11 protein-coding genes and 1 pseudogene are annotated in these 11,815 nt (G+C 68.4%); 6 read left to right on the top strand and 6 right to left on the bottom strand.

Annotated features, from left to right (window positions below; all coding sequences use genetic code 11):
* Positions 1-13: 13 nt before the first annotated feature.
* Both ACEU5R_RS24880 and ACEU5R_RS24885 read right to left on the bottom strand, forming a co-directional pair.
* Positions 14-661 (bottom strand): CerR family C-terminal domain-containing protein, encoded by a 648-nt coding sequence (locus ACEU5R_RS24880; protein ID WP_103276107.1) that lies wholly within the window; start codon positions 659-661, stop codon positions 14-16.
* Positions 662-722: 61 nt separating this feature from the next.
* A complete protein-coding gene (locus ACEU5R_RS24885) occupies positions 723-1,979 on the bottom strand; it encodes a M24 family metallopeptidase (RefSeq protein WP_392412362.1) in 1,257 nt (418 codons plus the stop codon).
* A gap of 435 nt (positions 1,980-2,414) precedes the next feature.
* On the opposite strand from ACEU5R_RS24885, the gene ACEU5R_RS24890 reads away from it, so the two are divergent.
* From ACEU5R_RS24890 to ACEU5R_RS24900, 3 genes are read left to right on the top strand one after another with little or no spacing between them, the layout of a single operon-like run.
* The gene (locus tag ACEU5R_RS24890) at positions 2,415-2,876 is read left to right on the top strand and encodes a hypothetical protein (protein ID WP_392412363.1); all 462 of its coding nucleotides are present in this window, start codon (positions 2,415-2,417) and stop codon (positions 2,874-2,876) included.
* Positions 2,873-3,544: a response regulator gene (locus ACEU5R_RS24895; RefSeq protein ID WP_103276105.1), complete on the top strand. Its 672-nt coding sequence runs from the start codon at positions 2,873-2,875 to the stop codon at positions 3,542-3,544. The genes ACEU5R_RS24890 and ACEU5R_RS24895 overlap by 4 nt, the downstream gene beginning before the upstream one ends.
* A gap of 36 nt (positions 3,545-3,580) precedes the next feature.
* Entirely contained in the window at positions 3,581-3,937 is a 357-nt protein-coding gene (locus ACEU5R_RS24900; protein WP_392412365.1) for an Hpt domain-containing protein, read from the top strand.
* Positions 3,938-4,128: 191 nt separating this feature from the next.
* Here the strand turns inward: ACEU5R_RS24900 and ACEU5R_RS24905 are convergent, their stop codons facing one another.
* The 3 genes from ACEU5R_RS24905 to ACEU5R_RS24915 all read right to left on the bottom strand — a co-directional run bounded on the left by ACEU5R_RS24905 (position 4,129) and on the right by ACEU5R_RS24915 (position 7,571).
* A complete protein-coding gene (locus ACEU5R_RS24905) occupies positions 4,129-5,640 on the bottom strand; it encodes a tripartite tricarboxylate transporter permease (protein ID WP_103276653.1) in 1,512 nt (503 codons plus the stop codon).
* Complete coding sequence (locus ACEU5R_RS24910) at positions 5,640-6,062, bottom strand: tripartite tricarboxylate transporter TctB family protein (RefSeq protein WP_392412372.1); 423 nt, start codon at positions 6,060-6,062, stop codon at positions 5,640-5,642. The genes ACEU5R_RS24905 and ACEU5R_RS24910 overlap by 1 nt, the downstream gene beginning before the upstream one ends.
* A gap of 582 nt (positions 6,063-6,644) precedes the next feature.
* Positions 6,645-7,571, bottom strand: a complete 927-nt coding sequence (locus ACEU5R_RS24915) for a LysR family transcriptional regulator (RefSeq protein ID WP_103276103.1) — start codon at positions 7,569-7,571, stop codon at positions 6,645-6,647.
* 155 nt (positions 7,572-7,726) lie between these two features.
* Between ACEU5R_RS24915 and ACEU5R_RS24920 the strand changes: the two genes are divergently transcribed.
* Complete coding sequence (locus tag ACEU5R_RS24920; protein WP_392412367.1) at positions 7,727-8,947, top strand: MFS transporter; 1,221 nt, start codon at positions 7,727-7,729, stop codon at positions 8,945-8,947.
* A gap of 70 nt (positions 8,948-9,017) precedes the next feature.
* Entirely contained in the window at positions 9,018-9,800 is a 783-nt protein-coding gene (locus ACEU5R_RS24925; protein WP_392412369.1) for an alpha/beta fold hydrolase, read from the top strand.
* Between the two features lie 68 nt (positions 9,801-9,868).
* Here ACEU5R_RS24925 and ACEU5R_RS24930 read toward each other — a convergent pair whose 3' ends face one another.
* Positions 9,869-11,035, bottom strand: a complete 1,167-nt coding sequence (locus ACEU5R_RS24930; RefSeq protein WP_158658498.1) for an NAD(P)/FAD-dependent oxidoreductase — start codon at positions 11,033-11,035, stop codon at positions 9,869-9,871.
* Between the two features lie 223 nt (positions 11,036-11,258).
* Between ACEU5R_RS24930 and ACEU5R_RS24935 the strand changes: the two are divergent.
* Positions 11,259-11,815: pseudogene (locus ACEU5R_RS24935) on the top strand (hypothetical protein); the annotation flags it as partial.

The following is an 11,815-nucleotide window of genomic DNA, read 5'->3' on the forward strand; positions in this document are numbered from 1 at the left end:
CCGCGCGGATTGCTCAATCGCGGGCCGCGGCCAGCGCCGTCTTGCCGACCATGTCGGCGATCTCTCCGACCATGGCGCGCGTCAGGCGCTTGGCGCCCAGGCGCCGCAGCAGCGCCTCGCGCGCGACGGCGAAGACTATGGCCTGTCCCAGGATGGCATGGGCCCGCAGGATGCTGTCGCGGCTGTCCGGCGCTTCCCGCCGGATGGCCGCGACCCGCTCCGTCACGGCTTCGTGCAGGGGCATGAACAGGCCGGCGTGGATCGCCTCGAACTTCGGCGTGGGTTGCAGCTGTTCGCGCGCCAGCAGCAGGCTGCGCGCGGCGGAGGCCTCGGAATCCAGCAGGGCGGTGGCGAAACCGCGCATGAGCGCCTCCAGCTGCGTCGCCGCTACACGGGCCGTGGCGGGCGGCGCGTCGGGCAGGTCCAGGCGCGCGGCGATGTCCTGCGCGGTCTGTTCCAGCACGGCCGCATAGACGCCTTCCTTGCCGCCGAAATGATAGGGAATGGCGGATTGATTCACGCCCGCCGCCTCCGACAGCTGGCGCGTGCGCACGCCTTCCAGCCCCAGTTGGCTGAACAGCGTCAGTCCGGCCAGCAGCAGCCGCTCGCGCGTGTCGGCGGCGCGGTCGGGGCTGGCGGGTTCTGTCGTCGATGTCTTCATGGTCGGTCTCGTTTCCTGCTACGTCATGGGCCGGGCGCCGTGGGGCGGCCCGGCCGTGTCCTCAGCCGTCGGCGCGCATCAGCCGGGTCGAGTTCTCGTTCAGCGCGATGCCGGCCTGTTCGCCCACGATCACCGTGCCGCCGATATTGGCCAGATGGCGCCCGAAGCCGCAATTGGGTTCGAACGCAAAGCACATGCCGGGCTGCAGGGGCAGTTCCCGTCCGACGGTCGGCAGCGGCCTGAGCTGCGGATAGCGGGCGGCCTCAGGCAGCGATTCTATGCCGGGCGCGGTGCCGAAGCCTACCGGACCGTAGGGGTTGATGCTGTGGACCAGCGGATGCACATGCCAGCCGCCGGATGCCAGCAGGGGCGCTTCCATGGCGTCGACCAGGTCGCCGAAGGTATTGCCGGCGCGCAACGCGGCCACGCCGGCCTCATAGCTCGCGCGGGCGACGTCGGCGGCGCGCAGGATGTCAGGATGTACGTCGCCGACCGCGACGGCCGCCTGGTGCTGGGTTTCCATCAGGCCGTAGAGGGCGAAGATTTCCGACAGCACGATGTCGCCTTCGCGCAGGATCCTGGGCGCTTGCGAGCGGTACTGCCAGGCCGGAGGCCCCCAGCCCACATATTCCGGGCCCGTGCCCAGCAGGACCTCGGCGGTGTAGCCGCCCATGGCGAAGCAGGTGGCGGTGACGGCGGCCACCAGCTCGGCCTCGCTCACGCCCGGCCTGGCCGTGGCTCGCAGGGTTTCGCTCATGGCTTCGCCGATGGCGGCCGCGTAACGGACCAGGCCCAGCTCTTCCTCGCTCTTGACCGAGGCGCGGCGGAAGAAGGCCTTGTACACCGGCACGAATTCCGCCTTGGGCAGGGCCTGCGCCATGCCCTGCAGCGTGCGAGCGGGCACGGCGCCGTCGAAGTAGAAGGGCGGATAGGGCTCCAGCCCGATGATGCCGATGCGGCTGCCATCCAGCCCCCGCTCGGCCAGCCAGGCGCCGACGTCGCGGCCGGTCTTGCCCACGTACAGCTGTTCCGGCGCGATCCATTGCTGGTCGCCGCGCAACGCGGCCTGGATGTGGTCCGCGATCATCAGCGAGGCGAAGGTATAGACCCTGGGCGCTTCGTCGCCGATGAAGACCACGATGGATCCGGGGCGGTCGTTGCTGAAGTAGCAATCGGGGGAAAAACCAGCCGGCGCGGCCGCTTCGCGGTCGCCGTAGACAACCAGGGCCCGCAGGCCCTCGGCCTGCATGATGTCGCGGGCCAGGTCCCAGCGCCGGCTTCTTTCCGCCATCGACAGGGGGGCGGGAGGGGTGGGCATGGGGTGCTCCTTCTTAGTGATTGGAGTATTCAGAATAGTTCATTCAAATGAATGAATCAAATCTCTAGTTCAAATGAATGAAAAAGAATGCGCCTAGGCGCTTGCGGTCGGCGCAGGACGGTCGGATCGAGCGTGGGGCGGCGGCGCATGGTGCTCATCCCACGTGGGAGGAGCGAATCCGGGCGGGCGGGAGGAATGCGACAGGATGCAACATTGCAAGCCAGGATTGGATGACTCAAGGCATAGGCCTAAGTCCCAAAAATAGGAAAAATCCTGAGCCAGATGGTGGGAATCTTATGTCCCTAGTTGCCATTTCCACGCAATTTAATAAGACTAGTCTTATTAAACCTAAGCTTGAATCGGTCTTCGTCTGATGTGAGCAAAGTCGGATAGTTCCTACACTTGCTCACAGTTAATCCGACAGAGGCTTGGTGCATGGCGTTGGAAATACATGGCCCCGCATCGGGCCTTTTTTTCGGGCTTGGGCTGTCAATCGATACTCCTGGCGGCGCGGATGAGCCGCGCGCCGGTCATGCCTCTTTGCGATTTCGAAGTTTTCTGGCGCATGGCTTCGAGCCGCATGGCGCGCGTCACGAGCCCGCCGCGATGCAGGTTCTGGCCGGCGACAATGGCGCGCGCGAGAAGGCATCGCGCCACGCCCGTGATCGCGCCGCGCCGGCATTACGCCGCGCGCCGGAATGCCGGATAATCCGGCGAACAGCGCTCGCGGGCGGATGCGGCGCAATGAAGGCGAGGCCCTTCGCGGACGTGCATCTTCCGGACGGCGCCGCCTCGATGCGGAAGGCAAGAGGTTTCGAAGCGCAGTGGATGGTCGCGCATGACGCGCGGACAGGTATCGAGGGAAACGCCTGCTCGTTGGCGTGGGGGGATCAATGAACGAATTCGGAGTAAGCGTCATCATCGCGGACGACCATCCCGTCACCGGGCATGGCATCGCGCAGACCCTTGCGGCGGTGCCGACCATCCAGGTCGGCGCGGTGGTCTCCAATACCACCGAGCTGATCGTGAAGCTGGACGCCGGCAGTTACGACGTGGTGGTGCTGGACTACGTGATGCCGGGACAGCAGTACGGCGACGGCTTGACGCTGCTTGCCTATCTGGCCCGCCGCTACCCGCAACTGCGGATCGTGACCATGACCATGCTGGATTCGCCTCCCGTGTTCCGCGCCATGCAGAAGATCGGCGTGCAGTGCGTGGTCAGCAAGTCGGACGCGATGTCGCATCTGGTGGCCGCGGTGCATGCCGCCGTGACCCAGGGGCAGTACCTGTCTCCGACCGTCGTGGAGCTGCTGCGCAGGCCCGGATCCGGCGCCGCGTCGAACCTGTCCAAACGCGAGTCCGAGATCGTCCGCCTGTTCCGAGAGGGCTATAAGGTCACCGAAATCGCCGAAAAGCTCCACCGCAGCAAGAAGACCATCAGCGCGCAGAAGCTGGCCGCCATGCGCAAGCTGGGCATCACCCGCGATGCCGACCTGATCCGCTACCGCGAGACGGTCGAGGGTCTGGACGTGGAAGGCCTGACCGACGCCCGGGCCGACGGCTGAGGCCGCGACCGGGCGCGCCGAAGCATGGAGACAGGCATGGACGCCGACGAGGACAGCAGTGCCGGTTCACGAGACAGGCGCACGCGCGCCAACGTTTTTCCCAAGGCCATCCTGGTGGCGATGCGCCAGGCCACCGACGCGTCCTGCGGGGTGATCAGCCGCGCCCTGATCACGCATGATCCGGAAGCCATATGGCGCGAGCTGCACGCGCTTTGCGGCGGGCTGCTGTCGCTGGGCAGCGTCGAACTGGCCGAGCTGTGCAAGGGCCTGCAGCACGTGCTGCGCGAGGAAGGCATCGAGGTGTTCGCCGGGCTCTGGCCGGCCCTGCGCGCCGAACTTATGGAGACGCTGGATGCCTTGCCGGCCGATCTGGACGACGATGTGTCGTCCTGAGCGCCGTCGCCCTGCGCGCAGGCGGCGGGTGCTCCATGATCGCCGCTGTCAGGATACGCATGATCCTGGAAGCGAGCCCGCACGAAGCGACTCGCTCTGAACCTGTCGTATCCGCTTCCGGCCCGCATGCCCGAGCCGCCGGGTCAGGACGCCGGACGCCAAGGCGTCCGGCGCGGTCTTCGGAGAGACCCTTACTCTTCCTGTGTATGCAGGGCCGGCGCGTCCTTCTTGCGGCTGTTGCGCATGAAGGACACCAGCTGCCAGACCACGATCAGGCCGATCACGCCGAACAGCGTGCCGCTGATCGGGCGCGTGACGAAGGTGCTGAAGTCGCCACGGCTGAGCAGCATGGCGCGGCGGAAGTTCTCTTCCAGCATCGGTCCCAGGATAAAGCCCAGCATCAGCGGCGCCGGTTCCATGCCCAGGCGCATGAACAGGTAGCCGATGGCGCCGAAGACGGCCGTGATGTAGATATCGTCCAGGCTGTTGTTGATGCTGAAGGTGCCGATGCAGCAGAAGAACAGGATGGACGGGAACAGCACCGTGTACGGGATCTTGAACACCGACAGCCAGTAGCGCACCAGCGGCACGTTCAGGATCAGCAGGAAGCAGTTGCCGATCCACATGCTGGCGACCAGGCCCCAGAACAGGTCCGGGTGGGTGCCGATCATGTTGGGGCCGGGCTGGATGCCCTTGACGATGAAGGCCGCCAGCATCAGCGCCATCACGGCGTTCTCGGGAATGCCGATGGCCATGAGCGGGATGAAGCTGGTGCGCGCGGCGGCCTCGTCGGCCGCGGCCTGGCCGGCCACGCCCTCGATCGCGCCGCTGCCGATCTCTTCGCGGTGCTTGCTGAAGCGCTTGTCGGCGGCATAGGCGGCGAACTGCGCGATGGTCGGGCCGCCGCCGGGCAGGATGCCCAGCACCGAGCCGATGACGCTGCCGCGCAGCGCGCTGGGAATGATGCGCTTGAATTCCGGCCAGGTGGGCAGCAGCTTGATCTTGCCGTTGAAGGGCGTCAGCGTGTTGCGCGCGTCCAGGTTCTTGACGATCTCGGCGATGCCGAAGCAGCCCAGCGCGATGCTGATCAGGCCCACGCCGTCCTGCAGGAAGGCCATGTCCATGGTGTAGCGGGCCAGGCCGCTGTTGACGTCGGTGCCGATCGAACCCAGCAGGATGCCGATCAGCGCCATGGCCAGGCCGTTGAGCAGGCTGCCCGCGCTGACGAAGCTGACGCAGAAGAAGCCCAGCAGCATCAGCGCGCAGTAGTCGGCCGGACCGAACAGCAGGCCGACTTCGCCCAGCGCCGGCGCCATGGTCGACAGCACCACGATGGCCACGGTGCCGCCGATGAAGCTGGACAGGCCGGCCGTGAACAGCGCCAGCCCGGTCTTGCCCTTCAGATTCATCTGGTAGCCGTCGATACACGCCACGATGCTGCTGGCGTGCGGGATCTTCATGGTGATGGCGCTGACGCTGTCGCCATACTGCGCGCCGTAATAGATACCCGCCAGCATGATGAGCGCGCCGCCGGTGGGAATGGTGTAGGTGATGGGCAGCAGCAGGCTGATGGTGGACAGCGGTCCCAGGCCGGGCAGCAGGCCGATGAGCGTGCCGACCGTGCAGCCGAGCGCGCAGTACATCAGGTTTTCCAGCGTCAGCGCGTGCTCGAAGCCGAACGCGAGGTTGTTCAGAATTTCCATCATAGTATCGGCAGCCCCAGGCCCAGGAGATGTTTGAAGGCGAAGGCGACCGCGATCAGGCCGACCGAAATCTTGACGTTGCGCACCACCGAGTACGAGGTGCCGGCCAGCGTCGAGCAGAACACCAGGAAGACGATGCCCAGCAGCATGTTCAGGAAGTGCGAGATCACCACGAAACCGCACAGGCTGGCCAGGATGATGGCGATGTTCTTGACGCTGTAGCTCAGCGGCACCGGCTCCACGTAGCGCGAGCGGATGACGGTGATCAGGCCGATCAGGGCGAGGCAGCCGCTGACCAGCAGCGGGAACATGCCGGCGCCGGAGCGGCTGAGCGTGCCCAGGGGATAGGTGGTTGCCACGCCGCCAAAGATCAGCGCGAAGACGATCAGGAACAGGCCCCTGACGAAATTGCGATTGTTCATGTTCATGACGGACGGTCCCCGGTCCGTGCCGCCGGTGACGGGCGGCGTCTTGCGCATAGCTTCATGTCCTCTTTCCTTCCGACTATCCCTGGTTGGTTTTCTTGCCGCCGCAACGCGCATGGGGCCGGTCTTTTGCGGCTTGCTCATGCACGTAACGTCTGTGCTGCGCGGCGGCTCGCGCGTGTCCAGCAAGCATGCGGTCGCGCATGCGCGTTGGATTGCGCTGAGCGCGATACTAGGGGGCGGCGCTTTCAGTCGGCTGTCGAGAGCGTGGCGAAATACACGGCTACGCGTATACACCTAGAGCATCAAAGCAACAGACTGCTGAACGCCAGCCGACGCGCGGCTGAACCATCGATGTCCGAGAGTTGAATGCAAGCTTTCTGGATGCTGAATGGTTGCTGTCTGAATGCTGAATTGGTGCGTGGAAAATCAGTAATAGCGGGATCCACGTTCGTGATTTGATCCGTTGCGCGAGTCGATGACGCAAATCGCCGGCGCGCACCGTGGCGGTGATGCGAGCGGCGGCGCGCGCGTCGGACAGAACGCCCGCGCCGCGTTTCATTTTGCTGTCCGGCGCGTTCAGGCCGGCCAGGGCAGCGACTGCCGCCAGCGCGCGGCGATGGCGTCGATCAGGTGGCGCACCTTGGGCGGCAGATGGCGCCGGTGCGGATAGATGGCGCAGACCGGCGCGCCGGGCGGCGCGACGGTCTCCAACACCGGCGTCAGCCGGCCGGCGCGCAGGTCTTCGCCGACCAGGAACGCGCCCAGCTGCGCGATGCCCGCGCCGGCCAGCGCGGCGTCGCGCAAGGCCTCGGTATTGCCCAGCCGCAGGCGTCCCGCCACATGCAGCTGGCGTTCTTCGCCACCGGCCGAGTAGCGCCACGGCACGACGGCGCCGGCATGGACGAAAGCCAAGACCTGGTGGCGTGGCAGTTCGTCCAGCGTCGCCGGCATGCCGTGACGCGCCAGGTAGGCCGGCGACGCGCAGGTGATCAGGCGGTGCGGCGCCAGCACGCGCCGCACCAGCCGGCTGTCGCCGTCGCCGCCGATGCGGATGGCCAGGTCGATGCCGTCGCGCACCAGGTCGGAATAGTCGTCGGAAAAGCTCAGCTCGGCCTCGACGTCGGGCCAGCGGTCCAGGTACTCGCGCACCAGGGGCAGGACGTGCAGCCGGCCCAGCGACACCGGCACGTCGATGCGCAGGCGCCCGCGCGGCGTCTGTTTGCGGCGCGCCATCGCGCCGGCCGCGTTGTCCACTTCCGACAGGATGCGCGCGGCATGTTCATAGAACAGCCGGCCCTCGTCGCTCAGGCTGACGCTGCGCGTGCTCCGGTGCAACAGGCGCACCCCCAGTCCCGCCTCCAGCCGGGCGACGCACTTGCCCACGGCCGAGCGCGTCAGGCCCAGGCGTTCGGCGGCCAGCGTGAAGTTGCAGGCGTCGGCCACGCGCACGAAGGCCCGCAGATCGCCGATGTGGTCGATGCCGGCCAGGGTCTTATTGTCCACGGATTGTCCCCAGTGTTTGGCACTTCAGATACTTTATCAGCGCAATGGAATCAGTAGACTGGGACAGCACATCAGGGGCCGACAGGTTCCGCTTTCCCGCGCCGCGCATGGCGCGGCATCCGGCAACGCGCCGCTGTTTTTTCCATCGATCCGACATGCATTCCGCCACGACCGCCGCGCCGGCATCCGCCGCCGCCATTCCCGCTGTTCCCGAACGCGCCGACTGGCCCGCCGTGGCCGCCGCCGGCCTGAGCACCTTCTGCGTCGTCACGTCCGAGATGCTGCCGGTGGGCCTGCTGGCGCCCATCGCCGATGAACTGCGCATGTCCACCGGCATGGGCGGCCTGCTGCTGTTCGTGCCTTCGCTGCTGGCCGCGCTGTGCGCGCCGCTGGCGGTGCTATGGGCGGGCGGGGCTGATCGCCGCCGCGTGCTGTGCGCCTTGCTGGCGGCGCTGGCGCTGGCCAATGCGGCCAGCGCGCTGGCGCCGAACCTGCCTGCCTTGCTGGCGGCGCGCGCGCTGGTGGGCTTTTGCATCGGCGGCATCTGGTCCATTGCGGGCGGGCTGGCGGGCCGCCTGGCGCCGCCGGCCGCCGTGGCATTGGCCACGTCCGTGATCTTCGGCGGCGTGGCGGTGGCCTCGGTGCTGGGCGTGCCGTTGGGCGCGGCCATCGGCGCGCTGGCCGGCTGGCGCGCGGCTTTCGGCGCGATGAGCGCTTTGTGCCTGTTGGCCCTGGCGCTGAACGCGCGGCTGCTGCCGGCCCTGCCGACGACCCGCTCGCTGCGCGCCCCGGCCTTGATGGCCGCGTTGCATAACCCCGGATTGCGCCGTGGCGTCGTCATCACGCTGTCGCTGGTGGCCGCCCACTTCATGGCCTACACCTTCGTGCGGCCGCTGCTGGAAACGCGCGCCGGTTTCGCCGGGGACTGGATCGGACCGCTGCTGTTCGCTTATGGCGTCGCGGGCGTGGCGGGCAACTTCGTCGCCGGCCTGGGCGCGGCGCGGCGGGAGCGGCCGGTGCTGCTGGCCATCGTCGCCGCGCTGGCCCTGGTGCTGACGCTGCACGCCTGGCTGGGCGACAGGCCGCTGGCCGCCGGCGTCCTGCTGCTGGCCTGGGGCCTGGCTTATGGCGGCGTGTCGGTATCGCTGCAATTGTGGATGCTGCGCGCGGCGCCGAATGCGGTCGAGCCGGCGACGGCCTGGTTCGTATCGGCCTTCAACCTGGGCATCGCCGCCGGCTCGCTGCTGGGCGTGCCCACGGTGGACGCGCTGGGCCTGCGAGCCAATCTGCTGCTGGCGGCGAGCTGCCTGGTTCCGGCCATCGCGGCGCTGCTGTGGCCGCGCGGCGGCCGGCATGCCCAGGGGCGCGTCGCCTAGGCGATCCACCGTTTCCTATAATCCGGCCATGGCGCGCGGGAGGTCCGCGCGCAGGTACAGGAATCGCTACATGTCTGTCATCGCCAGCCAGGATGTTCACGTGGATACCGCCAAGGGCCGCCTTTACGCGCGGCGCTGGGATCCGGCCGGCGCGGCCGGCGCGCCCGTCGTGCTGTTCCATGACTCGCTGGGTTGCGTGGCGCTGTGGCGCGATTTTCCCGAACAGCTGGCCAGTGAAACCGGCCGCGCGGTCATCGCCTACGACCGGCTGGGCTTCGGCTTGTCGGACCCTAATCCCGCCACGCTGGTCCGGGGGTTCATCGAAGAGGAAGCGGACGGTGATTTCGCCCGCCTGCGCGACGCGTTGGACATCGGTCCCTTTGTCGCGTTCGGCCACAGCGTGGGCGGCGGCATGGCCGTCAATGTCGCCGCGCGCCATGCCTCGGATTGCCGCGCGCTGATCACCGAATCGGCGCAGGCCTTCGCCGAGGACCGCACGGTCGCCGGCGTGGCCGACGCCAAGCGCGGCTTCGCCGAGCCCGGCCAGCTCGACCGGCTGAAGAAATACCACGGCGAAAAAGCCGCCTGGGTGCTGAGCGCCTGGGTCGACAACTGGCTCTCGCCAGCATTCACCGACTGGACCCTGGACGAGGCATTGCGTCAGGTGCGTTGCCCGGTGCTGGCGCTGCATGGTGAAGTGGACGAGTATGGCTCGCCCGCGCACCCCGAGCGCATCGCCGCGCTGACGGGCGGCCGTCATCTGCTGCTGGAGAACTGCGGCCACGTACCGCACCGCGAGCAAAGCCGCGTGGTGCTGGACGTGGTGGGGCAGTGGCTCAGGGCGCGCGATTGAGCGCGGGTGCGCCGGGGTGCGGTGTCGATGTCCGGTTTTGTGATCCGGACATCCCGGGCTTGCGGTGATCAAGGCTGGTGCGTTTCGTCTATGCCGAACTGTTGCCGTGTCCGCCGCGCGTGCACCCAATCGGGCACGCTGCGCAGCGCCAGGTCGCGCAGGCGGCTCGATGTGGGACCGCCGGCCTGGGCGAAACGTCCCAGCCTGACCGAATCGCGTCCCAGCATGGCCGTGCGGCGCGCCCGCGCGGACTGATAGCGGGTCAGCAAGGGCTGATCCTCCAGCCCTTGCGCCAGCATGATGCCCAGCACATGCGCGTCCTCGATGGCCTGGCAGGCGCCTTGCCCCAGGTTGGGCAGGTAGGGATGGATGGCGTCGCCCAGCAGCAGCGCGCGGTCCCGGCCCCAGGGGCCGCGGCGGGCCGGCCGGTGAAAGAACGACAGGTATTGCAGGCTGCGGGCGCGCGTCGACGTGGCCAGCTGGCGCGCATAGTCCGGCCAGTCCGCCAGCCGGGGCAGCAGGCTGCCGGCGGTGCAATGGACCACGCCATCGACCGGCTGCGCGCGGTTCTCGATGAAATACCAGTAGTACAGGCCGTCGCCCGAGTCGATCACGCCCAGGCGTTCGCCGGCGCCATAGATCTCGACGGCGCTTTCGCGCGACAGGCGGGGATGGTCGGTGTCGCTCAGGCCCAGCCAGGCGCCATAGCCCGCGTAGCGCGGCGGGCCGTCGTCGAACAGCAGGCGTCTCACGGTGGAGCGCAGGCCGTCGGCGCCGATCAGCAGATCGGCCCGCGCCTCGGCGCCGTCGCGAAAACGCAATGCCACGCCGCCTGCGTCCTGGCTCAGCGATTCCAGCCGGCGGCTCAAGGTCACGTGTTCCGCGCCCAGCGCGTCGAGCAGCACGCGCTGTACGTCGGCGCGCGTGACGCAGATGCCCGGCTCGCCGGCTTCGTCGTAGAAGCGTTGCATGGGCACGCAGGCCAGCATGTCGCCACGCAGCGAGCGCGCCTCGGTGGACAGAATCCGCGCGCCCGCGCGCAGCAGGGGTTCGGCCACGCCCAGCGCGCGCAGGCAGCGCATGGCGTTGGGCCAGAGGGTGAGGCTGGCGCCCAGCGGCTCCAGTCGGGAGGCCTGGTCATAGACTGAAACGCTCAGGCCGGCCTGGCGGATGGCGAGCGCGGCGGCCAGGCCGCCGATGCCGGCGCCGACGATGGCGACGTGCTTGATGGGCATGTGAACTCCGTGATGCGTGTCTTGCGGTTGCGGGATTCTGGCGGGAACGCCGGCGCCGCAGTACAGTGCCGTGGCGCAGCCGCGCATGACGCCGATTCTGTTCCTGGCCCGGGTCCGGGTATAGAACGGAAACGACGCGCGCGGCGGCGTCCGGCACGCGCCGTCCGGGCGCTTGCGTCAGGCGTATGCACAGCCCTTTTCTTCACTCGTTCCGACACGCGCCATGTCCTGCTCATCCTCATCCCGCCTGCTGTTGCCGCGTCGCGCGCCGGCCTCCGGCGTGTTCGCCGCCGTGGAGCGCGACACGCGCGCGCTGGCGCTCTCCGATGCCGAGCGTTTCAACTACTACCCGGCAACGCCGCTGGCGGTGGTGTCCTGGATCTTCGAGGGCGCGCTGTACCCGGTCCAGATGGTTGGGACGGTGACGGGCGAGCCGGCGCTGTCCGCGCCCTTGCCGCGCCTGACCTTGGCGGGACCGCAGCGCCGGCCGCGCGCGAGCTGGTCGCCCGGGCCGGTGCATGCCTTGTCGGTGGCGTTTCGTCCGGAAGACCTGGCGCGGCTGACTGGCGTGCGCGGCACGGCGCTGATGGACGGCATCGCACCCCTGGCCGAGGTTGCGTCGCGCGCATTCCTGGACGCCTGCCTGTCCGTTTTCGACGGTTCCGATGCCTGGCCGTTCGCGCGCGTGGAAAACGCGCTGGCGCCGCTATGGGGGGGTGGGGGGGGGGGGGGGGGGGGGGGCGGGGGCGGGGGGGGGGGGGGGGGGGGGGGGGGGGGGGG

The sequence above is a fragment of the Achromobacter sp. 413638 genome (assembly GCF_043119405.1).
Classification (GTDB): Bacteria; Pseudomonadota; Gammaproteobacteria; order Burkholderiales; family Burkholderiaceae_B; genus Achromobacter.